This is a genomic window from Amycolatopsis camponoti (assembly GCF_902497555.1).
Classification (GTDB): Bacteria; Actinomycetota; Actinomycetes; order Mycobacteriales; family Pseudonocardiaceae; genus Amycolatopsis; species Amycolatopsis camponoti.
In genome coordinates this window covers 1,546,747-1,572,863 of record NZ_CABVGP010000002.1, presented here as the reverse complement: position 1 = coordinate 1,572,863, position 26,117 = coordinate 1,546,747, and the positions used below count along the sequence as shown (strand labels likewise).

Sequence of the window (26,117 nt, the reverse complement as noted above, 5' to 3'; positions counted from 1 at the left end):
GTATGCTCGGGGGGTGTCAAGCGACAAACCACCGGCGGGCCCGCCGACCGGGGCGCAGCTGGGTGACGCGCTCATGCGCACCACGCACGCGCTGCGGCGGTTCGCCGGGCAGCCCTACCAGCAGCGGGGCTGGTCCCCGTCGCGCGTGTTGCTGATGCTCGCCGTCGACGAGGCCGGCACCCCGCGGATGGGCGACCTCAAGGACCGCCTCGGGGTCACCGGCCGGTCGATCACGTCCCTGGTCGACGGCCTGGAGGAGGAAGGCCTGCTCGAGCGGCGCCACGATCCCGGCGACCGCCGCTCGACGCTGCTCGAGATCACCGCCAAGGGCCACGAGCACCTCGGCGAGATCCAAGCCCTGCACGAAGCGCACGCCGAGCTGACCTTCGGCATCCTCGGCGACGCCGAACGCGCCACCCTGCTCGACGTGCTCGACCGGCTGCGCGACCATGTCGCCGGCCGGCTACCCGAACCCGGCGATCACCGGTCACCACCGGTCGCGTAGACGGTCTGCCCGGTGACGTAGCCCGACCGCGGGCCAGCGAGGAACGCCACGACGCCCGCGATGTCCGCCGCCGAGGCGACGCGGCCCAGCGCCGTCGCCGCCCCGGCCCGGTCGAGGAACGCCTGCCGGTCGACGTTGAGGCGGTCGGCCAGGTCGTCCACCATCGCCGTCGCGACGAAGCCCGGCGCGACGGCGTTGACGGTCACGCCGAACGGGCCGAACTCCGCGGCGAGCGCCCGGGTGAAGCCGGTGATGGCGGCCTTCGCGGTCGCGTAGTTCGCCTGGCCCGCGTTGCCGTCGGCGGCGACGGAGCTGAAGTTGACGATGTGCCCGGAGCGCCGCCGCTTCATGTGCTCGCCGACGATGCGCGAGCAGCGGATCGTGCCGCCGAGGTTGACGTCCACTGTGGCGTCCCACTCGTCGTCGGTCATCGTGAGCAGCAGCCGGTCGCGGGTGACGCCGGCGCAGTTCACCAGGACGTCGACGTACCCGAACTCCCCCACCGCCCGGCGCGCCATGCTCGTCACCTGATCAGAAGAGGTGACGTCGCAGCCGATGCCGGTGCCGGTGCCGCCGAGCGCGGCCACCGTACCGGCCAGCTCGCCCTCGTCGCGGTCGACGGCGACGACCGAAACACCCCGGGCCGCGAGCAGTTTCGCGGTGACCGCACCGATGCCGCGCGCCGCACCGGTGACGATGGCCACCGCCGCGGCGGCCCCGGCGCACTCCGGCGCGCTCATGCCGTGAACTTGACCGGCAGCGAGCTCATCCCGTGCAGGATGCTGGAGTAGATCCACTTCTCTTCACCGGTCTGCTCCACTTCGGACACCAGCCGGCGCAGGCCGTCGAGCACCGCGCGGACCTCCATCCGTCCCAGGTAGTGCCCGAGGCAGTAGTGCGACCCGTACGCGAAGGTGAAGTGCTGGTTCGGGGTCCGGGCGAGGTCGAACCGGTCCGGGTCGGCGAACACGGTTCCGTCCCGGTTGGCCGACGAGATCCACACGCTGACCACGTCCCCGGCTGCGATCTCCCGGCCGCCGACCACGACGTCCGCGGTCGCCGTCCGGCCGCCGTGCAGGGACGGCACCGTCCAGCGCAGGGCTTCCTCGGTCGCGGTGGCCAGGTCGACGTCGCCGTTCTTGAGCGCCCGCCACTGGCCGGGGTTTTCGATCAGGGCCAGGATCGTGCCGGTGATCGCGTGCCGGCCGGTCTCGTCGCCGCCGATCATCAGGCCGTAGCAGTTCGCCATGAGTTCGGCCTGGTTGAGTGGCATCCCGTCGATGTGGCAGTTGGCGAGCAGCGTGACCATGTCGTCGCCGGTCGCGCCCCGGCGGGCCTTGGCCAGCCGGCTGAAGTACAGCAGGATCTCGTTCTTGGCGACCCAGCTCTCCTCGGGCGGCTCGTCGGCGTAGTCCGAGCTCCACGCGTGCGCGGTCAGGTCGAGCAGGTACTTGCGGTCGTCTCCGGGGATCTCCAGCAGGTCGCAGATCGCCCCGAGCGGGACGTTGGACGACACGTCCCGAGCCGCGTCGCACTCCCCCTTTTCGAGGGCGCCGCGCAGCAGTCCGTCCACGGTCTCCTGCAGCGAATGCCCGATGAGGTCGAGCATCCGCTTGGAGAAGCCCCTCTTCAGCACGCCGCGGACCTTGTCGTGGCGCTCGCCGTCGGTCACCGCCAGCATCGACCCCGACGCCGAGTCCCCGCCGTGCAGCAACGTGGCCAGTGCGTTGCCGTTCTCGGTCCCGAAATGCGCTTTGTCCTGGTACACCTGGTTGACGTCGGCGTACCGGGTGATCACCCAGAACCCGCGTTGCGACCCGCGCGGCGGCTGCCAGTGGACCGGGTGGTGGGCGCGCAGGTGCCGCCACACCTCGCCCAATTCGTACTCGGCGTGCAACGTCGGCGAGGCCAGGTCGAGGTCTTCGAGCGCGCCGGGGTCGGCGATCGGTCGGGTCGTCATGCTTCGCTCCGGGCGGCGGCGGCCAGCGCTTCGATGGTCGGGTTGTCGATGACGCTGCGCGGCGAGAGCTCCAGGCCGGCCTCCTGCGCACGCAGGATCACGTCGATGGCGAGGATGCTGGTCCCGCCGAGTTCGAAGAAGTTGCTGCCGACGTCGATCGGCGCGCCCTCGAACAGCTCGAGGAAGATCGAGTAGATCGCCTTCTCCGCGGAGGTCTCGGGCGGCCGGCCGCCCGCGCGCGGCCGGACCTCCCGTTCGAGGAGCGCGGTCCGGTCGACCTTCCCGTTCGGCGACAGTGGCAGGTCCGCCAGCGCCGGGTAGGCGGCCGGGACCATGTGGTCGGGCAGGTACTTCCTCGCGTGCGCGCGCAGCTCGTCCGGCGAGGGCGTGCTCCCGTTCGCCGGGACCACGTGCACGACCAGCTGCCCGCCGCCGGCCTCGTCGGCCCGGACCACCGCGGCGGCCCGGGCGACCTTCGGGTGCCGGGTGAGCACCGCTTCGACCTCGCCGAGCTCGATGCGGAACCCGCGGAGCTTGACCTGGTCGTCGACGCGGCCGTGGAACACGATGGCGCCGTCCGCGCGGCACGAGCCGAGGTCGCCGGTGCGGTACAGGCGAGCGCCCGCCGTCGAGAACGGGTCGGCGACGAACCGCTCGGCGGTCAGCGTCGGCCGGCCGAGGTAGCCCCGCGCCAGCCCGGCGCCGCCGAGGTACAGCTCGCCGATCTCGCCGGCCGGCACCGGCCGCAGCTCGGCGTCGAGGACGTGCACCGAGACCCCGGCGATCGGGGTGCCGATGGTCACCGGCTCGGCCGGCGAGAGCGGCCCGGTCATGGTGGCGCACACCGTGCCCTCGGTCGGCCCGTAGGCGTTGAGCAGCCGCACGTGCGGCGCCCACCGCGCGACGAGGTCCGGCGGGCACGCCTCGCCGGCGACGACGAGCGTCCGCAGTTCGGGGAAGTCCTCGGGCGCCAGCGTCGCGACCGCGGTCGGCGGCAGGACCGCGTGCGTGACGCGCCCGTCCAGCAGCGCCGCCTTGAGCACCTCGCCGGCCAGCGTCGGTGCCGACGGGACGACCAGCGCGGCCCCGGCCGTGAACGCGGACAGGAGCTCGGTCAGGAACGCGTCGAAGCTCGGGGACGCGAACTGCAGGACCCGGCTGTCCTCGGTGACCCGCATCGCCGCGACCTTCGCGCTCGCCAGCCCGGCCAGCCCGGCGTGGGTCACCGCGACCCCCTTGGGCCGGCCCGTCGAGCCGGAGGTGTAGATGACGTAGGCCAGGTTCGCCGCCGACACCCCGCCGGTGCGCTCGCCGCCGGTCAGGTCCGTGCCGGGGCGCTTCTCCAGCCCCCCAGCCGGTCCTTCGTCGTCGAGGACCACCAGCGGCACGCCCGTTTCGGGCAATGCCGCAGCTCCGGCGCGCGTCGTGCACACCACCACCGGCGCGGCGTCGGCCAGCATGTGCGCGACCCGCTCGGCCGGGTACGCGAGGTCGGCGGGCAGGAAGGCCGCGCCGGCCTTCGCCACGGCCAGCACGCTCGTCACCATCGCCGCGGACCGCGGCATCGCCAGCGCCACCACGCGCTCGGGTCCGGCACCGTGGTCGGCCAGCAGCCGCGCCAGCCGGTTGGCCCGGGTGTTCACCTCGTCGTAGGAAAGGACTTCGCCGCCGGCGATCAGCGCGGTGCGGTGCCGGTGCCCCCGCACCGCGTGCTCCCACAATTCGTGCAAGGTGCGGTGCACGCCGTCGTTCGCCATTTGCCCGACTGCCGCTCGACGAAAGTCGTGGGCAGTGCTCGCCTCGTCTTTCGATACCGTCACGCGCCAAAGCTAAACACCAGGTGGAGAGCCCGGCCATGTGGTTCTGGCGGAAGTAGTGGCGCCGATCGGCAGTTTCGGCGGCAGTTGCCCCGATTTCCTGGCCAGCCGGGTGTGCCGTGCCCATCCTTGCCTGAGTGGGGCACGGATCCGATCCGCTGCGAGAACTCGCGGGAACTCCAAGAGGTGATCAGATGACGCAGGTTGCGGCGATAGCCTGGACGTTTCGCCGGGAATGCAGGAACGAAGTCGAGAACTTGCTCCTCCGCTATCCCCCGCCGGACTCGCTCCAAATAACCGACGACGACGGAAACGTGGTCGGCCGCATGCTGGCGACCGCCGTTTTCCTGCGCGACAACCTCGTCGTGCGCGTCATGGAGTTCGAAGGCCCGCTGCCCGAACTGCTGCGCCAGAAGTCCATGGAGTCGACGCACGCGGAGATCGACCGCGCGCTGCAGCAGTACCTCGAGAAGCCCGCCGACCTCAGCACCCCCGAGGGGTTCCGGACGTTCTTCGCGGACTCCGCGATGCGCTGCCTGTACTTCCGCAAGCCCGCCCAGGACCCGACGGGAGCGATCGCACGATGATCATCGACGTCCACGGGCACATCATCTCGGCGGAAGCGGCCGAGCGCGCCCCGATGCCCCGCAGCCTGGTCGACGTGGAAGGCATGATCGAGGCCAAGGCGGCCGCCGGCATCGAGCTGACCATCGTCGGCAGCCCGAGCGGCGCGCGGACCATGGCGCCCGCGGACCGGTTCGCCGGGTACCGGCAGCCGTTCGGCTACCAGCAGCCGTTCGACCAGCTGCGCGCGCTGCACGACTGGCTCGGCGAGACCGTGCAGACGTGGTGGCGGAACCTGCGCGCCTACGTCTACTGCGACGTGTTCGGCGACGAGAGGAGCGTCGCCGCCGCGGCGGAAACCCTGCGCGAACCCGGTTTCGTCGGGCTCATCGCGAACTTCAGCGCGGACGCCGAGTACCTCGACTCCCCGCGCGCCGACGACTTCTTCGCCATGGCCGAAGAGGCCGGCGTGCCGATCCTGCTGCACGCCGGCCCGATGCCCGCGAGCTGCCGGGACATCGCGAACTACGGCCTGCTGGAGATCTTCGGCCGGCCGTGCGATGCGACCCTCGGGCTCGCCGCCCTCGTGCTGTCCGGCCGGCTGGAACGCCACCCGTCGCTCAACTTCATCTCGGCGAACTCCGGCGGCGCCTTCAGCCTGTTCGCCGACCGCATCGACTGGGCGGTCCGGCCCCGGCACTGGGACGACCGCACGACCCAGAACCGCGGAGAAGACGACGCCGCGGGCGCGCCGGTGCCGGAGCTGCACCGGACCGCGTCGTCGCTGCGCCCCAGCGAGCTGGCGGGCCGCCTGTACGTCGACACCACCTTCGACCACCCCAGCCTGCACGAGGCGAACCTGCGCCTGCTCGGGGCCCGGCACATCGTCTTCGGCACCGACGCGCCGCCGATCCCGGTCAAGTTCGAGGACAAGATCCAGGCCGTGCGCGACCTCCCGATCGGCGAAGCCGAGGCCGAGGACATCCTCGCCGGGAACGCGCTGCGGCTGTTCGACCTCACGGACTTCCTCGAGGCCCGTGCGTCCGCCGAGGAGCGCCGTGTCCCCGCCGGCGGTTGACCAGGGACCGCGGTACGCGAAGGGCTTCTGCGGTGGCAACGACTTCGTGCTGCTGATCGATCCCGACGACGACGTCCGGCTGACCGGGAACGCCGTGCGCGGCCTGTGCGACCGGTACCGCGGCCTCGGCGGCGACGGCGTGCTCCGCCTGGTGCGCACCGAGTTCGCCGATCCGGCGCTGGCCGGCGACGCCGAGTGGTTCATGGACTGCCGCAACCCGGACGGCACGGTCGCGCCGATGTGCGGGCCGGGGCTCGGGCTGATCGCGCGCTACCTGCTCGACGCCGGCCTGATCGCGCCGGGCGAGGTGTGGATCGGGACCAGCGTCGGTGCGAAGCGGACCGTCATCGACGACCGCGGCACGACGTCGATCGAGCTGCTGCCGCCGGAGTTCCTCGGCTCGTCGTCGGTCCGGCTGGGCGGGCGCGAGTACCCGGGCAGCGTCATCTCGCTCGGCAACCTGCACCTCGTCTGCTTCGTGACGACGCCGGTCGAGGCGCTCGACCTGTCGGCCGAGCCGGTGCTGGCCGGCCCCGGGTTCGGCGACGCCGACCTCGACATCACCTGGGTCAACGTGCTGGCCGACGGTCGGCTGCGCACCCGCGTGTACGAACCGGGCACGGGCGAGATGCGTTCGTGCGGCACGGCCGTGTGCGCCGCCGCGGCCGCCCGCCAGCGGGCGGAAGGCGCCTGGGGAACGACGGTCGTCGACACCGACGCCGGGCCCCTGTCGGTCACCCTCCGCGGCCACGGCAAGACCGTGTTCACCGGCGCGGCCAGCGTCGCCGCGCTGGGGACCCTCGACGCCACCTGGATCACCTCTCTCGACAAGGAGCCGTCATGACCGGACCGGACACCACGATCGCGTGCCTGGGCCTCGGCGCGATGGGGTCGGGGCTCGCCCACCGGCTGCTCGACGCGGGCCGGCCGGTCTCGGTGTTCAACCGGACCGAGGCGAAGGCGAGCCCGCTGACCGAGCGCGGCGCGCGGTTCGCGGCGACGCCCGCGGCCGCCGTCGCCGACGCCGGCACGGTCCTGGTCAGCCTCAGCGGGCCGGAGGCCGTCGACGAGGTGCTGTTCGGCGACGACGGCGCCGTGCACGGCCTCAAGCCGGGCGCGGTGGTCGTCGACGCCTCCACCGTCTCACCGGAGTTCTCCCGCGAATGCACGGCACGGCTCGCCGAAGCCGGGGTGTCCCGGGTGGAAGCCTGCCTGATCGGCAACCCGTTCCAGGCGCGATCCGGCGAGGTGCGCGTGCTCGCCGCGGGCGACGAAGCCGACGTCGCCAAGGTGGCGGACCTGCTCGGTGCGATCGGCAAGCACACCTGGCACATCGGCGCCACCGGGTCGGGCGCGAGCGCGAAGCTGGCGTTCAACGCCCTGCTCGGCGTGCAACTGGCTGGCCTGGCCGAAGCGCTCGACATCGGTGCCGCGGACGGGGTCGACCGCGATCGGCTCCTCGAGGCGATCGCGGGCAGCGGCTTCAGCTCGCCGGTGCTGAGCTTCCGGGCCGCGCTCGTACGCGACGACCGGCTGGTGCCGGCGGCGTTCCGGACCGACCTGATGGCCAAGGACCTCCGGCTCGCCGGGCAGACCGCGCGTGAGCACGGCCTCGACGCCGACTTGGTGACACACGCCGCGCGCCGGTTCGCCGCGGTGACCGAGCGGGGAGACGGCGAGAAGGACGCGGCCGTCGTCCTCACCTGAGCAGGTGTGGGTGAAGTTCCGGCATTCCTGCAGGCACAAGCACGTGGTCGCGCGCAGCCACCCGAGGTTGGCTGGAGGCACCGGAGGGAAAGGGAGGTGGGGGCCGAATGCCGGACCGCCGTTTCGTCCAGAGTGGACAGTCACGCCGCCGCCTGCGCGCGCTCGGCCGGTACGCGCTGGCGGCGCTGGGCTCGGTGGGCGCCGCCTTCCACGTGTTCGTCGTCCTGCCGGTCCCGGACGGACAGGACGGGGCGCCGGCCGGTTCCCCGCCGGAACCCGCGCCGCTGACCGACGTCGAGCTGAGCGCGTGGGCCGGCATCACGCGGAATCTGACCTGACCGGGTGCACCGAGTGAGAAAGGTAGGAAAGTGTCGTTTGCCGCCATCAGTTACAACATCCGCCCGGACACCGAGGCCGAGATCGCCGAGATCTTCTCGGCCACGGGGTTCAAGCGAACCGGCTCGCCGGTCGTCTACGACGCGGACGGGAACGAGGTCGGCCTGATCCCCGCCACCGGGTTGTTCATCGGGGACGACAGCATGGTCCGGATCATCCAGTACCAGGGCGAGCTCGACGACGTCGCCCGGCACATGTCCCGGCAGACCACGGTGAAGTTCGCCGAGCAGCGGCTGAGCCCGTTCCTCGCCGAACCGCGGGACACCCAGACCGAGCAGGGTTTCCTCCGGTACTTCGAAAACAGCCTGATGGCCGACTGCGGCGGGTCGACGACGCCGGACCGGCTCGCGCGCATCACGGTGATGCGGTTCCGGCACCCGGGTCCCGCCCACGCGGACTTCGCGCTGGAGAGCCGAGTGCCGATCTGGGCGGAGCCCGGGCACCCGGACGGCCCCGCGCTGCTCGCCGAACGCTGGTACCGCAACGGCGAGTCCGTCGTGCGGCTGTGGCAGCACACCGGTGACCTGCGGGACGTCGCCCGCGCGGTGGCCCGGGACGCGACGGCCTTCGCGCACGAAACCCGGCTGCTGGCCGCGCTGTCCGGCGGGACGCTGCGGCCGACCGAAGAGTCCTACCCGGACGTCGTCGGCCGGCTCGCGATGCGCTGCCTGTCCCAGCTGGCGATGCACGACTCCCCCGCGGGCGAAATCCTGCCCGCGCGCGTCTGAAACCCCTGTCCGACAACGAGACCACCTTCGGAGGTGCGCGTGCAGAGAACACTGATCGTGGCCCGCATGGGTGCGGACGACAGCGCGGACGTCGCCCGGATCTTCGCCGATTCGGACGCGTCCGAGCTGCCGCACCTGATCGGCGTGAGCCGCCGGACCCTCTTCCGCTTCCACGGGCTCTACTTCCACCTCGTCGAAGCCGACGAGGACATCACCGGGGACCTGTACAAGGCCCGGTCCCACCCGCTCTACAAGGACATCAACGAGCGGCTCGGGGAGTTCATCAGCCCGTACGACCCCGGCTGGCGCGAACCGAAGGACGCCATGGCCGAGACCTTCTACAGCTGGAGTGCCACGTGACGCAGAAGATCGCGCTCGGCGACGTGCCCGCCAACCGGCGGCGGGGAGGTGACCTGCGGGTCCTGCTCAGCCCGAAGACGGTGCGGTCGACCACCGGGTTCATGGGCGGCGTCACGCTGCTGCCGGGCGAGTCCGTGACGGAGCACTACCACCCGTACTCCGAGGAGTACCTCTACGTCGTCCGCGGCACGCTCGTGCTGACGGTGGACGACGAGCCGGTCGAACTGGGCGCGGACGAAGCCTTCCTGGTGCCCAAGGACGTGCGCCACCGGCTGGAGAACCGCGGCACCGAAGCCGCGTTCGCGGTGTTCCACCTGTGCCCGCTCGCCCCGCGACCCGAACTCGGGCACGTGGACACCGAAGCGCCGGCCGACCCCACCGAAGCCGGCATGGACGTCGGCGGGCCGGTCGCGGCCGCGGAGCGCCGGTGACCACCGCCGTGGTGACCGGTCTCGGCGTCCTCGCGCCCAACGGGATGGGCGTCGAGGAGTGCTGGGCCGCCACCCTGGCCGGGAAGACCGGCATCCGGCCGATCTCCGGGTTCGACGCGTCCCGGTACTCGGTCACCGTGGCCGGGGAGCTGGCCGGCTTCCACGCCGTCGACCGCGTTCCGCGCGGGCTGATCGTGCAGACCGACAAGTGGACCCAGCACGGCCTGGTGTGCGCCGAGAACGCGCTCGCCGACGCGGCCGTCGACCCCGCGGCGCTCGGCGAGTACGAGATGGCGGTGGTCACCGCGAGCTCGTCCGGCGGCAACGAGTTCGGCCAGCGGGAGATCCAGCGCCTGTGGGAGAAGGGCCCCGAGTTCGTCGGGGCGTACCAGTCGATCGCGTGGTTCTACGCCGCCACCACCGGCCAGGTCTCGATCCGGCACGGGATGCGCGGACCGTGCGGGGTGGTCGCCACCGAACAGGCCGGCGGGCTCGACGCCATCGGCCAGGCCCGACGCCTGCTCCGGGCCGGCACGCCGGTGATCGTCACCGGCGGCACCGACGCCTCGCTGTGCCCGTACGGGCTGGTCGCGCAGACCGCCACCGGGCGGATGTCGACGCGCGCCGACCCCGACCGCGCGTACCTGCCGTTCGACGCCGACGCGTGCGGGCACGTCGTCGGTGAAGGCGGGGCCATCGCCGTCGTGGAGGACAACGCGGCCGCGGTCGACCGGGGCGCGCCGCACCGGTACGGCGAGATCGCCGGGTACGCCGCGACCTTCGACCCGCCACCGGGTTCGCCGCGGCCGCCCGGGCTCCGCCGAGCGGCGCTGGAAGCGCTGGAAGACGCGGGGGTGGCCCCCGGCGAGGTCGACGTCGTCTTCGCGGACGCCGCGGGGACCCCGGCGCTCGACCGCGACGAGGCCGCCGCGATCGCCGCGGTCTTCGGGCCGGAAGGCGTTCCGGTGACCGCGCCCAAGACGATGACCGGCCGGCTGCTCGCGGGCGGTGCGGCGCTCGACGTCGCGTTCGCGTTGCTGGCGATCCGGGACTCGGTGGTCCCGCCGACCGTCGGCGTCCGCCGGCCGGGCGCCGACTACCACCTCGACCTGGTGCTGGACGAGCCCCGGGAAGCGCGGGTGCGGATCGCGCTGGTGCTCGCCCGCGGTCACGGCGGCTTCAACTCCGCGATGGTCGTGCGCCAGTGCGGAATCGGTTGACCGAGAAGGGAGACAGGCAGTGTTCACTTTGGACAGTCTGAGACGGATCATGGACGCCACGGGCGGCGCCGACGACGGGGTCGACCTCGGCGGGGACATCGGCGCCACCGAGTTCACCGACCTCGGCTTCGACTCGCTGGCGATGCTGGAGATCCAGGCGCGCGTCAAGCAGGAGCTGGGGATCTCCTTCCCCGAGGACTCCGCGACCCTGCTCCTGCGGCCCGACGACCTGGTCGCCTACGTCAACAGCAACCTCGTGGAGGTGGTCTAGGCGTGGCCGGACACACCGACAACGAGATCGTGATCGACGCCCCGTTCGACCGGGTGTGGCGGATGACCAACGACGTCGCCGGCTGGCCGCGGCTGTTCAGCGAGTACGCCGAAGCCGTCATCCTGGAGCAGCGCGGCGACACCGTGCAGTTCCGGCTTTCGCTGCACCCGGACGAGAACGGCAAGACCTGGAGCTGGGTGTCCGAGCGGACCCCCGACCCGGCCACCCGGACCGTGCGCGCGCACCGCGTCGACACCGGTGTCTTCAAGTACATGTCCCTGTTCTGGGAGTACGAAGACCTCGGCGGCCGCGTCCGCATGCGCTGGGTGCAGGACTTCGAGATGAAGCCGGGCGCGCCGCTGGACGACGCGGGCATGACCGACCGGCTGAACACCAACTCCGCCGGCCAGCTGAAGCTGATCAAGGACAAGGTCGAAGCGGCCGGCGACTGACCCACCCACCCCGACTCACCCAGGGAGGAAGAGCATGACAAAGACCCTTGCCAGGAAACGCGTTCTCGTCACCGGCGGGACCCGCGGCATCGGCCGCGGCGTGGTGCTCGCCATGGCGGACGGCGGCGCCGACGTCGTCACCTGCTACCAGAGCGACACCGACGCGGCGAAGGCCCTCGAAGCCGAACTGTCCGAACGGGACGGCAACCACCACGTGGTGCGGGCCGACATCGCCCAGGAGACCGAGATCGACCGGCTGATCGAGGTGTGCGGCGAGCGCCTCGGCGGGCTCGACGTCCTCGTGCACAACGCGGGCGCGATCAGCCACATCCCGTTCGTCAAGCTCGAGGTGGCGGACTGGAACCGGGTGCTCGACACGAACCTGACCGCCGCGTACCTGCTGGCGCAGCGCGCGATGACGCACCTGCGGCCGGGCTCCACCATCATCAACATCGGCTCGAAGGTCGCCGAGATCGGCGTTCCGCTGCGCGCCCACTACACGGCCGCGAAGGCCGGGCTCACCGGTCTCACCAAGTCGCTGGCGAAGGAGCTGGGCGCGCAGGGCGTGCGCGTCAACCTGGTCGCCCCGGGGATCATCGCGACCGAGATGGCCGAACGGGCCACCGACCACGAACGCGCGGCCGTCGAAGAGCGCTTGGAGGGCTACCGCAAGCGGATCCCGCTGGGCCGGCTCGGCGACCCGGCCGACGTCGGCGCGGTCGTCGCCTTCCTGGCGAGCGACGCCGCCGGGTTCGTCAACGGCGCGGTCATCACCGTCGACGGGGGCATGTGATGGGGGCGCAGGAGAACTTCCGGGTGATCCTCCGGTTCGAGATCAAGGAGGGTGTCGAGGCGGAGTTCGAGAAGACCTGGCTCGACATCGCCGACGTGATCACCGGGCACCCCGCCAACCTCGGGCAGTGGCTGCTGCGCAGCACGCAGGTCGGCGCGCCGGTGTACTTCGTCCTCAGCGACTGGACGAGCGAGCCGGAGTTCCGCGAGTTCGAACGCAGCGCCGAGCACCTGGAGCACCGGGTGAAGCTGCACCCGTTCCGCACGGGCGGGTCGATGGAGACGACGACGGTGGTGCACGCGCTGCAGGCCGCCGGCGCGTCCCGATGAGCCGGGTGCGCGTGCTGCTCTACCTGCGGGGTGACGACAGCGAGCCGATCGAGCGGGCGTACCACCGGGTCAGCGGGACCCTGGCCGGGACGCCGGGCCTGCTCGGCAACGAGCTGCTGCGCTCGCCGCACGACCCGGCGGAGCTGGCGGTGCTCAGCGAGTGGGCCAGCCTCGAGGAGTTCGACGCCTGGGAGCGCGGCCCGGACCACCGCGCGTCGACCGCCCCGCTGCGGGACCACCAGGACGGCACCCGCGCCAAGCCGTTCGCGATCTACCAGGTCGTGTCCGAACACCGCGCCGACGAGTTCGGCGAGTCCTAGGACCACCGTTCTCGGAGAGGAAGCTCATGGCACCGCCAGCACAGGGCCGCCGGGTCGCCGTCACCGGCATCGGCGTCGTCGCCCCGGGCGGGATCCGGAAGAAGGAGTTCTGGGACCTGCTGTCGAAGGGGCGAACCGCCACCGACCGCATCACGTTGTTCGACCCCAGCGGTTTCCGGTCGCAGATCTCGGCGCAGGTCGACTTCTCGCCCGTGGCGAACGGGCTGAGCGAACGCGAGATCCGCCGGCTGGACCGGGCGGCGCAGTTCGTCGTCACGAGCACCCGGGAGGCGATCGCCGACAGCGGCCTCGACTTCGGGGCGATCCCGCCCGAGCGCGTCGGCGTCAGCGTCGGCAGTGCCGTCGGCGCGACGACCGCGCTGGAGCGGGAGTACGTCGTGCTCAGCGACCACGGCAAGCACTGGGAGGTCGACGAGGACTACGTCGTGCCGCACCTGTACAGCTTCATGGTGCCCAGCACACTGGCCACCGAGGTCGCCTGGGCGGCGAACGCCGAAGGGCCCGCGGCGGTCATCTCCACCGGCTGCACGTCCGGCATCGACGCCGTCGCCCACGGCGCGGCGCTGATCCGGGAGGGGTCGGCCGACGTGGTCCTGGCCGGCGCCACCGACGCGCCGATCTCGCCGATCACCGTCGCGTGCTTCGACGCGATCCGGGCGACGTCGGCGAACAACGCCGACCCCCGGCACGCGTCCCGCCCGTTCGACCGCGAGCGCGACGGGTTCGTCATCGGGGAGGGCGCGGCCGTCCTGCTCCTCGAAGAGCTGTCCGCCGCGCGGGCCCGCGGCGCGCACATCTACGCCGAGTTCGCCGGGTACGCGGCGCGCAGCAACGCCTTCCACATGACCGGGCTCCGGCCGGACGGCCGGGAGATGGGGGAGGCGATCGACCGGGCGCTCGAGCAGGCCCGCCTCGATCCGTCCGAAGTGGACTACATCAATGCGCACGGGTCGGGCACCAAGCAGAACGACCGCCACGAAACCGCGGCGTTCAAGCGGAGCCTGGGCGAACACGCCCGCGCGGTGCCGGTGAGCTCCATCAAGTCCATGGTCGGCCACTCCCTCGGCGCCATCGGCTCGATCGAGCTCGCCGCCTGCGCGCTGGCGCTGCAGCACCAGGTGGTCCCGCCGACCGCCAACCTGAGCACCCCGGACCCCGAGTGCGACCTCGACTACGTCCCGGTGCACGCCCGCGAACACCCCATGGACGTCGTGCTCAGCGTCGGCAGCGGCTTCGGCGGCTTCCAGTCCGCCGCGGTGCTGACCCGGCCGACGGCCTGACCCACCCCAGCCCATCCGATGAGAGGACACCTCGTGACCAGTGAAGTGATCGCCCCGCCGACCGCCGGGGCGGGCTTCCCGAACCTGGCCGTGCTGCCGCCCCGCGTGCGCGTGATCATGCTCGTCACCGCGCAGTGGCTTTCGCACTCGATCAACGTGCTGGCCGAGATCGGGGTCGCCGACCACCTGGTCGACGGCCCCCGCACGGTGGCCGAGATCGCCACGGCGACCGAGACCGACCCGGACGCGCTGTACCGCGTGCTGCGCGCGGCGGCCTCGCTCGGGGTGTTCGCCGAGCGGCCCGACGGCCGGTTCGAGCTGACCCCGGACGCCGACTGCCTACGCAGCGACACGCCCGGCAGCCTGCGCAACTTCGCGCGGCACGTCGGCCACGCCTGCCGCCTGCAGTCCTACGCCTCGATGGTGGACACGGTGCGCACCGGTGACCAGGCGTTCCGGAAGGTGCACGGCATGCAGTCGTTCGACTTCTACGCCGCGCACCCGCACCTGGCGGAGGTCTTCAACGGCGCGATGACGGCCTTCAGCGAAGCGGCCGCCGACGAGCTGAGCGGGCTCGGCGACTTCGGCCGGTTCGGCGTCATCGCCGACATCGGCGGCGGGCACGGGCACATGCTGTCCGCGGTGCTGCGCGCTCACTCCGGCGTCAAGGGCATCCTCTTCGACCGGCCCGAGGTGCTCGCCGGCGCGGACCCGGTGCTCGAGCGCAACGGCGTCCAGGACCGGGTCACGCGCACCCCCGGCGACTTCTTCGCCGACGTCCCGGTGGCGGACGCCTACGTCCTGAAGAGCGTCCTGCACGACTGGACCGACGACGAGTGCGTCACCATCCTCGGCAACATCCGGCGGCGCATCGGCGACAACGCGGACGCGCGCGTGATCCTGTTCGAGGCCACCGTGCCCGAGCTCAACACGTTCGACTTCAGCAAGCTGATGGACATCGAGATGCTCGTCAACCTCGGTGGCCGGGAGCGGACCGAGGCCGAGTGGCGGGCGCTGTTCCACCGCAGCGGGTTCGAGCTGGCCACCACGACCCGCGCCACGCCGCCCAACTGGGTCCTGGAGGCGAAGCCGCGATGAGCCGCTCCGTGTCGCCCGGGATCGTCTGGGCCACCAGCGCACCGGTCGCGGCGGGGGTCGGCCACCTCAACCTGGCGAAGCTGGCGGGCATGGGTTCACTGTGGACGGTCGACCACCTGGTGAGCCCGTTCCCCCGCTCGGTCTGGGACACCGGCTTCACGTTCCTGGCCAAGGGTTCACCCACCCCGGACGAGGCGTTCGACTTCGCCACGGCCCTCGGGCACCTGGCGGCCAAGGCGGGCAATGTCCGGCTCGCGGTCGGCGTGACCGATCCGCACCGCCGCCACCCGGTGAGCCTCGCGCAGACGTTCCTGACCTTGTCCCACTTCACGCGCAAGCCGCCGATCCTCGGCCTCGGCGCCGGCGAACGGGAGAACCTCGACCCCTACGGCGTCGCCTACGACCGGCCGGTGGCCCGGCTGGCCGAGGCCGTGCAGATCATCCGGAAGTGCTTCGACGCCACCGAGCCGTTCGACTTCGAGGGCGAGTTCTTCCGGCTGGACCAGGCGGTGCTTGACCTGCGGGCGCCGAAGGGGCGCCGGCCCGAGATCTGGCTGGCCGCGCACGGCCCGCGAATGCTCGAGCTGACCGGCCGGTACGCCGACGGCTGGTACCCGTGGGAGCCGGTCGACCCGGACGAGTACGGGCGGCGGCTGCGCGAGGTCCAGGGCGCGGCGAAGCGGGCCGGACGCGACCCCGAAGCGATCCAGGCGGCGCAGGTGCTGACCGTGGTGCTCGGCCGGGACGAGCGGCACGTGCGGCGGCTGCTGCGCGCCAAGTCCGTGCGGTACCTCGCACTGCTCGCCGACGCGGGCGCGTGGCGCGCGTTCGGGGCCGAGCACCCGCTCGGCCCGGACTTCCGCGGGGCGATGGACCTGTTGCCGCACCGCTACGGCCGGGCCCAGGTGGAGGCCGCGATCCGCGCGGCGCCCGACGAGCTCGTCGCGAGCCGGGTGGTCGCCGGTACGCCGAAGCAGGTCCGGGACCGGATCGGCGGGCTGGTGGACGCGGGGCTGCGGCACCCGGTGCTGGTCGCGGCGTCCGCATTGGTGGCGCCCGCCGACGCGGTCTACAGCATGGCGGGCCTGGTGTGGCTCAGCCGAAGCCTGCGCACCCGGCGAGCCGGCCGGGTGTCGCCCGTGACCCAGGAGGTTCCGGTATGAGTCTCGACGTCCTCGTGGTGGGCGCGACCGGCCAGCAGGGTGGCGCGGTCGCCCGGGAACTGCTCGGGCGCGGGCACGTCGTCCGCGCGCTGACCCGCAAGCCCGATTCGGCCGCCGCGGTCGAACTGGCCGGTCTCGGCGCCCAAGTGGTGCCCGGCGACCTCGCCGTCGCCGCGTCGATCGAAGAGGCCGCGCACGGCGCCGACGCGGCGTTCCTGCTCTCGGATTCCTTCGACGCGGGAACGGACTTCGAAGTCACCGCGGGGATCGGCGCGATCGACGGGGTGCGGCGCGCGGGGGTCGGGCACATCGTCTACACGTCGGCGGCGAGCGCCGACCGCGACACCGGCGTCCCGCACTTCGACAGCAAGGCGGCGATCGAGCGGTACCTGCGGGAGAACCGCGTGCCGCACACGATCGTCGCGCCGGCGTTCTTCATGGAGAACCGTTTCTTCGGACTGCGGCGGACCGACGACGGCTGGCTCCTGCCGACGCCGATGCCCGCCGCGCGGGCGCTGCAGCAGATCGCCGTGGCCGACATCGCGGGCTTCGTGCGCCACGCGGTGGAACACCGGGACGACGTGCTCGGCGAGCGGTTCGACATCGCCGGCGACGACCTGACCGGCGCGTCCGCCGCCGCGATCCTGGAACAGGTCATCGGCGAACCCGTTCGCTACGCGGCGATTTCGCCGGACGCGCCGTTCCTCGGCCCGGACCTCAGCGCGATGTTCCGGTACATCGACCGCGTCGGGTTCGCCGCCGACATCGCCGCCCTCCGCGCCGACTTCCCCGACGTCGGCTGGCACACGTTCGAGGAGTGGGCGAGGCCGCAGGACTGGCGGCACATCGGCGCCAAGCCGATCAAGGCCGTGCCGACGGCGTGATCGCCAGGACCACGGACCAGGCCGGGACGCCTCCGCCCCCGGCCTGGTCCGTGCTCGGCACCGGCAGAAAACAAGCAGTTGATACTTCTTTCTTGCCATGTTGTGAACTTCTCTCCTAGTATCGGGAACACGGTCAAACGATCACGGCCACCCCGGCCGTGTGGTTCCTGACCTGCACTTTCCCCTTGATGATTCGGAGTGTTCCTGCATGTCCAAAATCACCACGGTGCGGTTCTTCGCGGCAACTGCGGCGGCGTTCGCCGTCGTCATCGCGGGCAGCACGGCGGCCGACGCGGCACCGGAAGCACCGAACGTGACGGTGTCACCGGCCGAGGGCCTGGCCGACGGAGCGTCGGTGGCGGTGTCGGCCACCGGCTACACGGCGAACGAGACGGTGACGATCTGGGAGTGCGCCGGCGGCGCCACGGGCCCGGTGTGCGACACCGGCAGCCAGACGACGACCACCGACGCCACGGGAGCGGTGTCGACGTCGTTCGTGGTGCACAAGGTCCTGACGACGGCGTCGGGCCCGGTGGACTGCACGACGGTCGCCAACGGCTGCTTCGTGGGCGCAGCGAACGAGTCCTACAGCGAAGTCGCCTCGGCAGTGATCTCCTTCGGCTGAGCCGGCCAACCCCGTCTCGCGGCCGGTCGGCACCACCCCCAGCGGCCGACCGGCCGCTTCCCTTCGCCGGAACGGATCGAGCATGAGCCGGCTCCGCTTCGCCGTCCTGGGCTGCGCGAGCTGCCACTCCCAGCACACGGCGGTGAGCGAAGCAGTCGCCGCGGGAACCATCGGCACAGTCCGCTCACTGACGGCGGAGTTCACGATCCCCGCGCCCGCACCGGGCGACACGCGCTACGACCCGGAGGTCGCTGGAGGCGCGCTACTCGACATCGGCGTGCACCCGGTCCGCACGGCACTGGACTTCCTCGGCGAGGACAGCAGAGTCGCCGGAGCGACGCTGCGCCACGGGTAGTTTGCGGCAATGGTAGGACGCTTCGTGTCCCGCGTACGGGACGGCGTGCCGTCAGACTGGAAGGCCGAGCGATCGTCGCGCAGGCGGCTCTGGTGGACCGGATCCGCGAGCGGGCGGTACTGCTGCCGGATCCGGAACCGGAAGTCAGTCCGCGATCAGCAGCCTGCACCAAGACCCGGACTTTCCGAAGTCGATAACACTCGCGGACGCGAGGCCGGCATAGCGAGCCAGCCGACAGCGTCACCGGAACAGCGTCGGCAGCCGGGCAGTCCGCCGGTCGGACGGCTGCCGAAATCGACACCGAATCGCCCGACCGCGGACGCAAAAAAGCCCAGGTCTGCGACCTGGGCTTTGCTCCCCCGCTTGGACTCGAACCAAGAACCCTCCGGTTAACAGCCGAATGCTCTGCCAGTTGAGCTACAGGGGAATGTTGCTCACTTCCGGTGCCGGTCTCTCCGACCGACAAGAAGAACTTTAGCCCATGCCCGCACACCCTCCGCACCCACCCCCCACTTGGCGCAACCGCCCCCTGCGGGCCGTTTTCCTGGACAATGGACAGTCGGACGACCTACTGACGGAAGGCGTGGACGCGGATGAAGAAGTTCCTGCTGGGGGCAAGCCTGGGGTACGTGCTGGGCGCCAAGGCAGGCCGGGGGCGGTACGAGCAGCTCGTGCGCACCTACCGCCGGGTCGTCGACCACCCCATGGTCCAAGGTGCCGCCGGGGTTGCGCGGGCCAAGATCAGTGAGAAGGTGCGCCGCTAGACCTGGGCCACGACGAACACCCTGCGGAACTCGAACCACGTGGTTCCGTCGGCCCTGGTCGGGTACGCCGAAGCCAGGCGGGGGGCCAGTTCCGCGCGGAACTGCTCCCACTCCGCGTCGGACAGGGCCGCGCGGATCGGGCGCAGGGCCGTCCCGGCTATCCACTCCAGCACCGGGGACGGCCCCCGCAGCGGCTGCACGTACGTCGTCTCCCAGGCGTCGACGCCGCAGCCCTCGTCGGCCAGGAGGTTCGCGTACTCCAGGGGGCTCGAGACCGCGTCGTCTTCGCGGAGCACCACCTCGGCCAGCCGGGACGACCAGGCCGGGGACGCCGCCAGCTCCCGCGTCAGCGCGTGCGAGGGCGCGGTGAAGTTGCCCGGCACCTGGATCGCCAGGAACGCCCCCGAGGGCAGCGAAGAAGCCCAGCGGCGAAGCAACGCGGAGTGGTCCGGCACCCACTGCAGGACGGCGTTCGACACGACGACGTCGGTGTCCGGGGCCGGCTTCCAGTCGCGGACGTCGAGCAGGGAAGCGTCGAGGCCGCGGGCGCGGGCCGCGGTCACCATTTCGGGTGAACTATCGCTGCACTCCAGCACCGCCGACGGCCACCGCGAGCGCAAGGACACCGTCAGGTTTCCGGGGCCGCACCCCAGGTCGACCACCCGGCGCGGGGCGGCCGCGCCGATGCGCGAGACCAGGTCGTAGAACGGCCGGGCCCGCAGGTCGGCGTAGTCGAGGTACTTCTCGGGATCCCACACAGCCGCCTCCCAACAAACAGTACGCTTGTACTGAGTACGAGCGTACTGCTAGTCGATGGGGTTGACCAGCTTCGCGGCGGCCTGCTCGGCGATGGCCGCCACCAGCTCGGCGTCGGTGCCCGGGTCGGGCCGGACCTGCAGGACGCTGCCGTCGCGGCCGGGCACCTTGCGCTGCACGAACCACGCTCCGCCGGACCCGATCTCCTGCCGGTGCCGCGAGCGGATCGAACCCTCGACGCGCTGGTAGGTCTCGCGCGGCACCTTGCCCGGCGCCGGCAGCCGGAAGCGCACCGGCGGCAGGTCGGCCAGCAGGACCGCCGATCCCGCCGCGCCCACCTCGGACGACTCCGTCAGCGTGAACACGCCGTCCGCCCAGGCCGCCTTGCCCACGAGGTGCCAGCCGACGCGCCGCGCCGCGCCTTCGGCCGGGACCCACAGCCCGAGCTGCGTCACGACCAGGTGACCGCCGCCCTCGACCGGGGCGCTGTCGACGACGTCCTCGCCCGGCTCCAGAACACCGGCGAACCCGTCTGGCGTGCGGTCACCCAGCAGCCGGCGCAGGAAACCCATGCTCAGCCCCACGCGCCGGCGGCCGCCTGCTCGCCCAGCGACTTCTTGTACTGCTCCAGCGCGACGAGGTCGCCGAACAGCGCGCGGTAGTCGTCCGGCGCTTCGACCGGCGAGAGCCGCTGCAGCTTCCCCTTGATCTCCGCGATCTGCCGCCCGACGAGCCCCTCCTGCAGCCGGGCGAGGATCGACGAGATGTACCGCGAGTCGACTTCGTCCTTGGCCTGCAACGGTTCCACGGCCAGCTCGGACAGCACGCGCCGGACCGTCCCTTCCGGACAGTGCGGGGCGGCCGCGTCCAGCAGCGCCGGTCCGGTCAGGCCCGAACCCGCGCCGCCCGCCTTGAGCACGGCCTCGTGCACCGCGACGTACACCGGGTGCGTGAACGCCTCCAGCGGCAGCGCGTCGTACTCCGGCCCGGCGATCGCGGGCTGCTGCAGCGCGGCCTTCAAAGCCTCGCGCTGGACGGCGAACCGCGGGTCTTTCGGCGCCGGGCGGGCGACGTCCTGTGCCGGCGGTGCCTCCGCCGGGGCGCCGACGCGGGCCGGCTGCTTCAGGGGCGCGCCCCCGCGCTTGTCGGTGGCGCCCGCGCTGCCGCGGACCCGGTTGACCACCTGGGCGACGTCCTGCCAGCCGACCCACCAGGCCAGCTTCGACGCGTAGCCGTCGCGGGCCGCGCGGTCCTTGATCGCCGCCACCATCGGCACGGTCTTCTGCAGGGCCGAGACCTGGCCGTCGACCGAGTCGAGGTCGTAGTTCTTGAGCGTGCTCCGGATGACGAACTCGAACAGCGGGGTCCGCCGCGCGACCAGGTCCTTCACCGCGCTGTCGCCCTTGGCCAGGCGCAGCTCGCAGGGGTCCATGCCGTCCGGCGCGACCGCGATGTAGGTCTGGCCGGCGAACGTCTGGTCACCTTCGAACGCTTTCAGCGCGGCCTTCTGACCCGCTTCGTCGCCGTCGAAGGTGAAGATGACTTCGCCGCGGAAGGCGTCGTCGTCCATCATCAGCCGGCGAAGCACCTTCATGTGGTCTTCGCCGAACGCCGTGCCCGACGACGCGACCGCGGTCGGCACGCCCGCCGCGTGCATCGCCATCACGTCGGTGTAGCCCTCGACCACGACGACCTGGTGCCGCTTCGCGATCTCGCGCTTGGCCAGGTCCAGGCCGAACATGACCTGGGACTTCTTGTAGATCGGCGACTCGGCGGTGTTGAGGTACTTCGCCGAGATCCGGTCGTCGTCGAACAGGCGTCGCGCGCCGAAGCCGACGACCTCGTTGCCGACGTCGCGGATCGGCCAGACCAGGCGCCGGTGGAAGCGGTCCATCGGGCCGCGCTGGCCCTCCTTGGACAGCCCCGCGGTCAGCAGCTCCTTGACCTCGAAACCGCGCGTGAGCAGGTGCTTCGTCAGCTTGTCCCAGCCGCCCGGGGCGTAGCCGCAGCCGAACGTCTTCGCCGCGGCGGCGTCGAACCCGCGCTCGGACAGGAAGTCCCGCGCGGCGCGCGCCTCGTCGGTGACCAGCTGCTCGGCGTAGAACTCCTGGGCCGCGCGGTGCGCCTCGATCAGCCGGCTGCGGCTGCCGCGGTCACGCTGGATCGTCGCGCCGCCACCCTCGTAGGTGAGCCGGATGCCGACCCGGTCGGCCAGCCGCTCGACGGCCTCCACGAAGGTGATCAGGTCGATCTTCTGGATGAACTTGATCACGTCGCCGCCCTCGCCACAGCCGAAGCAGTGGAAAGTGCCGTGCGTCGGGCGGACGTTGAACGACGGGGTCTTCTCGTTGTGGAACGGGCAGAGGCCCTTCAGGCTGCCCCCGCCGGCGCGGCGAAGCGCCACGTACTCCCCGACGACCTCGTCGATCCGGTTCCGATCGCGCACTTCCGCGATGTCGCTCTCCCGAATCCGTCCTGCCACGCCACCCACTCTAGTCTCGCCGTTTGCGGCACACTCGGGGCATGGCCTCCACGCCCACCGCCCAGGACACCCTCGCCGCGGAGTTCGCCGCGCACCGCGGTCACCTGATCGGCGTCGCCTACCGGCTGACCGGCACGCGCGCCGACGCCGAGGACGCGGTCCAGGAGTCCTGGCTGCGCCTGGCCGGGCTGGACGACGCCGGCCGCGCGGCCATCCGCGAGCTGCGGGGCTGGCTCACCACGGTGGTCGGCCGGATCTGCCTCGACCGGCTCAAGTCGGCCGCCGCGCAGCGCGAGCGGTACGTCGGGCAGTGGCTGCCGGAGCCCGTCGTCACGCCGTTCGGGCAGCCGGTGAGCGAGGACCCCCTGGACGTCGCGGTTCGCGACGACGGCCTCCGGATGGCCGCGCTCGTCGTGCTCGACAAGCTGACGCCGGAGCAGCGCGTCGCGTTCGTGCTGCACGACGCCTTCTCGGTGCCGTTCTCGGAGATCGCCGACGCGCTCGGCGTCACGGTCGAGGCCGCGCGCCAGCACGCGTCCCGGGGCCGCAAGGCGCTGGCCGACGCCGACCCGGCACCGCGCGTGCCGCTCGACGACCAGGCGCGGATCCTCGAGAAGTTCGTCACCGCGCTGCAGCAGGGCGACATCCGGGCGATGACCGAGCTGCTCGCCCCCGACGTCGTGCTCGTCGGCGACTCGAACGGCAAGGGCCGCACCACCCGCCAGCTCATCCTGGGCCCGGACAAGATCGCCCGGTTCCTCCTCGGCCTCACGCGCAAGTACGCGCCCGGGATGGTCGAGCGCGGCGCGCCGGTACTGGTCAACGGCGACCTCGGGATGTACCTGGCGCCGATGCCGGGCCGCGAGGGCTTCCTCGCGCTCGACGAGCACGTGCAGTCGGTCAGCGTCCGCGACGGGAAGATCGTCGCCATCTACGACATCGTCAACCCGGACAAGCTCACCCGGATCACGCGTCCCGCCGCCGCGCCAGAATGATCCCGGCCGCCAGCAGGAGGACCGCGAAGGCGCCGAAGTAGGCCAAGGCCCAGCCCGGGCTCAGCGGCGTGTCCGACAGGACAGCCGCGTTCCCGCCGTCGCGGCCGGCGTTGGCCTCCCCGCGGCCGCTGAGGAACTTCGTGACGGCGTTCAGCGGCAGCCACCGGTGGATCGCCTGCCCCGCGCGCGGGATCAGCTGGACGACGTTCTCCGCCATCAGCGGGTAGGCGACGAGCAGCGCGACCGCACCGGCGGTGTGCCGCACGAGCAGGCCTACGCCGACCCCGCAGACAGCGCCCAGCGCGAACACCGGCCCTGTGCCGGCGACGATCCTCCAGTCCGCGACGCTGTCCAGCGCCAGGTCGGCGTCCGGGGCGAGGACCCGCGCGAGCAGCCAAGCCGTGAACGCGGCGGCTTCGCCGAGCAAGAACGCGTACCCGGCGGCGACCACGGCCTTCGCGACCAGCACCGGCGTCCGGCTCGGCACGCCCTGGAAGGTGCCGTGGATCGTGCCGGAGTGGTACTCGCTGGTCACGGCGAGCGCGGCCGCCACCAGGACGGCGACCAGCCCGAGCTGGTAGCCGAACTGCGTGCTCGCGACCGTCGGCGGCAATCGCGACTCGGACGCGGTCAGCGCGGTGATCGCGGCCGGGCCGGCCAGCGCGACGAGCGCGAAGACACCGCACACCCAGGGCGTGGCGATGCTGAAGAGCTTGATCCGTTCACTGGCGACGAGGTGCATGCCGGAACGGTCCCGCGGCGGGCCCCGGTTCCGCGTCCGACCGGGGTCCGATTCCCGAGGTCCTACGGGAGCGGGACGCGGCAGGCGTCGCCCGAGGTGAAGCCCTGGTCGACGATGCCGAGTGCGCTGTTCATCCGGGCGCGCGAGTTCTCGAGCGCGACCTGGTAGGTCAGCTCGACGACGCCCTCGCGGCCGAACTCGCGCTCGAGCTCGGCGACCTGCTCGTCGGTGACGGTGACCCGCTCGCCGGACATCGCGTCGGCGTAGGCGATCGCGAGGCGCTCCTGGTGGCTGAACGCGGGCGAGGTCGCGTAGTCGTCGATCTTCTTGAGGCGCTCGATGTCGAGGCCGTCGTGCTTCTGCAGCATCGTGCCGAAGTCGACGCACCACGAGCAGCCGATCCGGGTCGCGACGCGGTAGACGGCGAGTTCGCGCACGTTCGCCGGCACCTTCTTCGAGGCTCGCTCGACCATCAGCTCGTGCACGGCGTTGGCCCGCAGCAGGCCGGGGTGGTGCGCGGCGACGGCCATCGGCTCGGGCACCGCGCCGTAGCGCCGCCCGGCGATCCGGTAGACCAGCTTGAGGAACGGGCCGGCTTCGGACGTCTTCTTGGCTGGGATGCGGGGCATCGGTGTACTCCTTCGTTTCGCGGTCACGAGGAGGACGAGACGGCTTCCGAAGACGTGACAGCGGGGGCCGTGAACCAGGCCACGAGCATGATCGCGGCCGCGGACGCGAAGACGACGGTGAGGCCGGGGGCGCCGAGCCCGCCGGTCGTGGCCAGCGCGAGCCAGCCGAACACGGCGGCGCCGGCGAGCCCGCCGGCCTGCCGGGCGAAGGTCAGCGAGCCCAGCGTGACGCCCATCAGGTCGCGCTTCGCCCGCGTCTGGCCCAGGACGGTGTAAGCCGACGTGCAGACGGCGAAGGCCGCGCCGATCGCGAACAGCCCCGGTGCGAGCAGCCACGGCGGGCCGTCCAGGGCGGCCGCGACGGCGATCGCGGCGAGCCCGGCCGTGCCGAGCAGGCAGCCGGACCGGCCCCACGCCGTCATGTCCGGGCGCCGGCGGGCCAGCGCGGCGAAGGACGCGGACAGTGCGAGCTGCCCGGCGGTCATCGCGACGAGCAGCAGGCCGGTCCCGGCCGCGCCCGCGTCGAGCGCGGCGACCAGCGCGACGTAGGTGAAGGTGCCGTAGAGCGCGGCGCCGGCGAGGCCGTTGACCACCACCGCGCGCGCCAGGACGGCGTCCGCGAAGACCTTCGGCGAGATCAGCGGGCTCTGGGTGCGACGCTGCCGTCGCACGAACAGGAACCCGGCTCCCCCGGCGACTCCGGCCAGGATCGGCGTCCACAGTGGACTTCGGGCGAGGTCGTCGACCGTGCCGAGCGCGACGACCGCCGACCCCGCGGCCACGAGCAGTGCGCTGCTTCCGACGTCGAACTTTTCCTTGGTGCGACTCGGTTTCGCGGGCAGCCCGCGCAGGCCGAGCACCAGCGCGGGGACGCACAGCGGGAGGTTGACCAGGAAGATCCAGCGCCAGCCCGGGCCCGCGGCGAGCAGCCCGCCCAGCGGCGGCCCGCCCAGGGTGGCGGCCGCGAACACCGCCGTCTGCCAGCCTTGGCGGCGCAGCAGCTCGTCGCGCTCGAACAGCTCGCCGAGCGCGCTCATCGCCGTGACGACCAGGCCGCTCCCGCCGAGCCCCTGCAGGGCACGGGCGGCGATCAGCGAGCCGAGGTCGGGCGCGGCGGCGCACCACGCCGAGGCCGCGGCGAACACGAGAACCGAGGCGGCGAACGAGATCCGGCGGCCGTGAAGGTCGCCGAGCCGGCCGTGCAGCGGCGTCGCGACGGTGAGCGTGAGCAGGCCGGCGGCGGTCACCGCGACGAGGCCGGTGCGGGCGTGCAGCTCGGCGCCGATCGAGGGCAGCGCCGCCGTGACGATCAGGCCGTCGAGCTGAGCCATGGCCATGCCGAGCAGCAGGCCGGCGAAGGCGAGGTTCCGAGATGCGTGCATAAAGCACACG

The 26,117-nt window shown here is 72.2% G+C and carries 32 protein-coding genes and 1 tRNA gene; 23 read left to right on the top strand and 10 right to left on the bottom strand.

Annotation, left to right across the window (positions count from 1 at the left end):
• The first annotated feature begins 13 nt into the window (after positions 1–13).
• The gene (locus AA23TX_RS28025; protein ID WP_230862731.1) at positions 14–505 is read left to right on the top strand and encodes a MarR family winged helix-turn-helix transcriptional regulator; all 492 of its coding nucleotides are present in this window, start codon (positions 14–16) and stop codon (positions 503–505) included.
• Here the strand turns inward: AA23TX_RS28025 and AA23TX_RS28020 are convergent.
• The 3 genes from AA23TX_RS28020 to AA23TX_RS28010 are packed head-to-tail and all read right to left on the bottom strand — an operon-like array spanning position 481 to position 4,222.
• Complete coding sequence (locus tag AA23TX_RS28020) at positions 481–1,245, bottom strand: SDR family oxidoreductase (protein WP_155545802.1); 765 nt, start codon at positions 1,243–1,245, stop codon at positions 481–483. The genes AA23TX_RS28025 and AA23TX_RS28020 overlap by 25 nt on opposite strands.
• Entirely contained in the window at positions 1,242–2,465 is a 1,224-nt protein-coding gene (locus tag AA23TX_RS28015; RefSeq protein ID WP_155545801.1) for a cytochrome P450, read from the bottom strand. The genes AA23TX_RS28020 and AA23TX_RS28015 overlap by 4 nt, the downstream gene beginning before the upstream one ends.
• Positions 2,462–4,222, bottom strand: coding sequence for a non-ribosomal peptide synthetase (locus tag AA23TX_RS28010; protein ID WP_155545800.1), 1,761 nt, complete (start codon positions 4,220–4,222; stop codon positions 2,462–2,464). Before AA23TX_RS28010 ends, AA23TX_RS28015 begins: the two co-directional genes overlap by 4 nt.
• A gap of 254 nt (positions 4,223–4,476) precedes the next feature.
• Between AA23TX_RS28010 and AA23TX_RS28005 the strand changes: the two genes are divergently transcribed.
• The 20 genes from AA23TX_RS28005 to AA23TX_RS27910 all read left to right on the top strand — a co-directional run bounded on the left by AA23TX_RS28005 (position 4,477) and on the right by AA23TX_RS27910 (position 18,357).
• Positions 4,477–4,869 carry a SchA/CurD-like domain-containing protein gene (locus AA23TX_RS28005; RefSeq protein ID WP_155545799.1) on the top strand — a complete coding sequence of 131 codons (393 nt, stop codon included), beginning with the start codon at positions 4,477–4,479 and terminating at the stop codon, positions 4,867–4,869.
• Positions 4,866–5,924, top strand: coding sequence for an amidohydrolase family protein (locus tag AA23TX_RS28000; RefSeq protein ID WP_155545798.1), 1,059 nt, complete (start codon positions 4,866–4,868; stop codon positions 5,922–5,924). Before AA23TX_RS28005 ends, AA23TX_RS28000 begins: the two co-directional genes overlap by 4 nt.
• Positions 5,905–6,768 (top strand): diaminopimelate epimerase, encoded by an 864-nt coding sequence (locus AA23TX_RS27995; RefSeq protein ID WP_196425557.1) that lies wholly within the window; start codon positions 5,905–5,907, stop codon positions 6,766–6,768. The genes AA23TX_RS28000 and AA23TX_RS27995 overlap by 20 nt, the downstream gene beginning before the upstream one ends.
• Positions 6,765–7,631, top strand: a complete 867-nt coding sequence (locus AA23TX_RS27990) for an NAD(P)-dependent oxidoreductase (RefSeq protein WP_155545796.1) — start codon at positions 6,765–6,767, stop codon at positions 7,629–7,631. The genes AA23TX_RS27995 and AA23TX_RS27990 overlap by 4 nt, the downstream gene beginning before the upstream one ends.
• A 107-nt stretch (positions 7,632–7,738) precedes the next feature.
• Positions 7,739–7,969 (top strand): hypothetical protein, encoded by a 231-nt coding sequence (locus AA23TX_RS27985; protein WP_155545795.1) that lies wholly within the window; start codon positions 7,739–7,741, stop codon positions 7,967–7,969.
• Positions 7,970–7,999: 30 nt separating this feature from the next.
• The gene (locus tag AA23TX_RS27980) at positions 8,000–8,755 is read left to right on the top strand and encodes a SchA/CurD-like domain-containing protein (RefSeq protein ID WP_155545794.1); all 756 of its coding nucleotides are present in this window, start codon (positions 8,000–8,002) and stop codon (positions 8,753–8,755) included.
• A gap of 39 nt (positions 8,756–8,794) precedes the next feature.
• A complete protein-coding gene (locus AA23TX_RS27975) occupies positions 8,795–9,115 on the top strand; it encodes a TcmI family type II polyketide cyclase (RefSeq protein WP_155545793.1) in 321 nt (106 codons plus the stop codon).
• On the top strand, positions 9,112–9,546 hold the full coding sequence (locus AA23TX_RS27970; protein WP_230862730.1) for a cupin domain-containing protein: 435 nt from the start codon (positions 9,112–9,114) through the stop codon (positions 9,544–9,546). Before AA23TX_RS27975 ends, AA23TX_RS27970 begins: the two co-directional genes overlap by 4 nt.
• The gene (locus AA23TX_RS27965; RefSeq protein WP_155545792.1) at positions 9,543–10,766 is read left to right on the top strand and encodes a ketosynthase chain-length factor; all 1,224 of its coding nucleotides are present in this window, start codon (positions 9,543–9,545) and stop codon (positions 10,764–10,766) included. The genes AA23TX_RS27970 and AA23TX_RS27965 overlap by 4 nt, the downstream gene beginning before the upstream one ends.
• Before the next feature lie 49 nt (positions 10,767–10,815).
• Positions 10,816–11,037, top strand: coding sequence for an acyl carrier protein (locus tag AA23TX_RS27960; RefSeq protein WP_155545791.1), 222 nt, complete (start codon positions 10,816–10,818; stop codon positions 11,035–11,037).
• Positions 11,038–11,039: 2 nt separating this feature from the next.
• Positions 11,040–11,489: an SRPBCC family protein gene (locus tag AA23TX_RS27955; RefSeq protein WP_155545790.1), complete on the top strand. Its 450-nt coding sequence runs from the start codon at positions 11,040–11,042 to the stop codon at positions 11,487–11,489.
• A 34-nt stretch (positions 11,490–11,523) separates the two neighbouring features.
• Positions 11,524–12,282 carry an SDR family NAD(P)-dependent oxidoreductase gene (locus AA23TX_RS27950; RefSeq protein ID WP_155545789.1) on the top strand — a complete coding sequence of 253 codons (759 nt, stop codon included), beginning with the start codon at positions 11,524–11,526 and terminating at the stop codon, positions 12,280–12,282.
• Positions 12,282–12,611 carry an antibiotic biosynthesis monooxygenase family protein gene (locus AA23TX_RS27945; protein WP_155545788.1) on the top strand — a complete coding sequence of 110 codons (330 nt, stop codon included), beginning with the start codon at positions 12,282–12,284 and terminating at the stop codon, positions 12,609–12,611. Before AA23TX_RS27950 ends, AA23TX_RS27945 begins: the two co-directional genes overlap by 1 nt.
• The gene (locus AA23TX_RS27940; RefSeq protein ID WP_155545787.1) at positions 12,608–12,931 is read left to right on the top strand and encodes an antibiotic biosynthesis monooxygenase family protein; all 324 of its coding nucleotides are present in this window, start codon (positions 12,608–12,610) and stop codon (positions 12,929–12,931) included. Before AA23TX_RS27945 ends, AA23TX_RS27940 begins: the two co-directional genes overlap by 4 nt.
• Positions 12,932–12,957: 26 nt before the next feature.
• On the top strand, positions 12,958–14,232 hold the full coding sequence (locus AA23TX_RS27935) for a beta-ketoacyl-[acyl-carrier-protein] synthase family protein (RefSeq protein WP_155545786.1): 1,275 nt from the start codon (positions 12,958–12,960) through the stop codon (positions 14,230–14,232).
• Positions 14,233–14,265: 33 nt separating this feature from the next.
• Positions 14,266–15,330: a methyltransferase gene (locus AA23TX_RS27930; protein ID WP_155545785.1), complete on the top strand. Its 1,065-nt coding sequence runs from the start codon at positions 14,266–14,268 to the stop codon at positions 15,328–15,330.
• Positions 15,327–16,493, top strand: coding sequence for an LLM class flavin-dependent oxidoreductase (locus AA23TX_RS27925; protein ID WP_155545784.1), 1,167 nt, complete (start codon positions 15,327–15,329; stop codon positions 16,491–16,493). Before AA23TX_RS27930 ends, AA23TX_RS27925 begins: the two co-directional genes overlap by 4 nt.
• Positions 16,490–17,377, top strand: coding sequence for an NmrA/HSCARG family protein (locus AA23TX_RS27920; RefSeq protein ID WP_155545783.1), 888 nt, complete (start codon positions 16,490–16,492; stop codon positions 17,375–17,377). The genes AA23TX_RS27925 and AA23TX_RS27920 overlap by 4 nt, the downstream gene beginning before the upstream one ends.
• Before the next feature lie 208 nt (positions 17,378–17,585).
• Positions 17,586–18,002: an enediyne antibiotic chromoprotein gene (locus AA23TX_RS27915; RefSeq protein WP_155545782.1), complete on the top strand. Its 417-nt coding sequence runs from the start codon at positions 17,586–17,588 to the stop codon at positions 18,000–18,002.
• Between the two features lie 82 nt (positions 18,003–18,084).
• The gene (locus tag AA23TX_RS27910; protein WP_155545781.1) at positions 18,085–18,357 is read left to right on the top strand and encodes a Gfo/Idh/MocA family protein; all 273 of its coding nucleotides are present in this window, start codon (positions 18,085–18,087) and stop codon (positions 18,355–18,357) included.
• 354 nt (positions 18,358–18,711) lie between these two features.
• Here AA23TX_RS27910 and AA23TX_RS27905 read toward each other — a convergent pair.
• Positions 18,712–18,784: transfer RNA gene (locus AA23TX_RS27905), tRNA-Asn, on the bottom strand.
• A gap of 166 nt (positions 18,785–18,950) precedes the next feature.
• On the opposite strand from AA23TX_RS27905, the gene AA23TX_RS49680 reads away from it, so the two are divergent.
• Complete coding sequence (locus tag AA23TX_RS49680) at positions 18,951–19,121, top strand: hypothetical protein (RefSeq protein WP_196425556.1); 171 nt, start codon at positions 18,951–18,953, stop codon at positions 19,119–19,121.
• On the opposite strand, the gene AA23TX_RS27900 is transcribed toward AA23TX_RS49680, so the two are convergent.
• From AA23TX_RS27900 to dnaG, 3 genes are read right to left on the bottom strand one after another with little or no spacing between them, the layout of a single operon-like run.
• Positions 19,118–19,879, bottom strand: a complete 762-nt coding sequence (locus tag AA23TX_RS27900; RefSeq protein WP_155545780.1) for a trans-aconitate 2-methyltransferase — start codon at positions 19,877–19,879, stop codon at positions 19,118–19,120. The two genes, AA23TX_RS49680 and AA23TX_RS27900, sit on opposite strands and share 4 nt — an antisense overlap.
• Positions 19,880–19,927: 48 nt before the next feature.
• Positions 19,928–20,449 (bottom strand): hypothetical protein, encoded by a 522-nt coding sequence (locus tag AA23TX_RS27895; protein ID WP_196425555.1) that lies wholly within the window; start codon positions 20,447–20,449, stop codon positions 19,928–19,930.
• 2 nt (positions 20,450–20,451) lie between these two features.
• The gene (dnaG, locus tag AA23TX_RS27890) at positions 20,452–22,359 is read right to left on the bottom strand and encodes a DNA primase (protein ID WP_500676495.1); all 1,908 of its coding nucleotides are present in this window, start codon (positions 22,357–22,359) and stop codon (positions 20,452–20,454) included.
• 41 nt (positions 22,360–22,400) lie between these two features.
• On the opposite strand from dnaG, the gene AA23TX_RS27885 reads away from it, so the two are divergent.
• Positions 22,401–23,354 (top strand): sigma-70 family RNA polymerase sigma factor, encoded by a 954-nt coding sequence (locus AA23TX_RS27885; protein WP_155545778.1) that lies wholly within the window; start codon positions 22,401–22,403, stop codon positions 23,352–23,354.
• Here the strand turns inward: AA23TX_RS27885 and AA23TX_RS27880 are convergent.
• The 3 genes from AA23TX_RS27880 to AA23TX_RS27870 form a co-directional block, all read right to left on the bottom strand.
• Entirely contained in the window at positions 23,326–24,096 is a 771-nt protein-coding gene (locus AA23TX_RS27880) for a hypothetical protein (RefSeq protein WP_155545777.1), read from the bottom strand. The genes AA23TX_RS27885 and AA23TX_RS27880 overlap by 29 nt on opposite strands.
• Positions 24,097–24,158: 62 nt before the next feature.
• Positions 24,159–24,725, bottom strand: a complete 567-nt coding sequence (locus tag AA23TX_RS27875) for a carboxymuconolactone decarboxylase family protein (RefSeq protein ID WP_155545776.1) — start codon at positions 24,723–24,725, stop codon at positions 24,159–24,161.
• 23 nt (positions 24,726–24,748) lie between these two features.
• Positions 24,749–26,107, bottom strand: coding sequence for an MFS transporter (locus AA23TX_RS27870; protein WP_155545775.1), 1,359 nt, complete (start codon positions 26,105–26,107; stop codon positions 24,749–24,751).
• Positions 26,108–26,117: the final 10 nt, after the last annotated feature.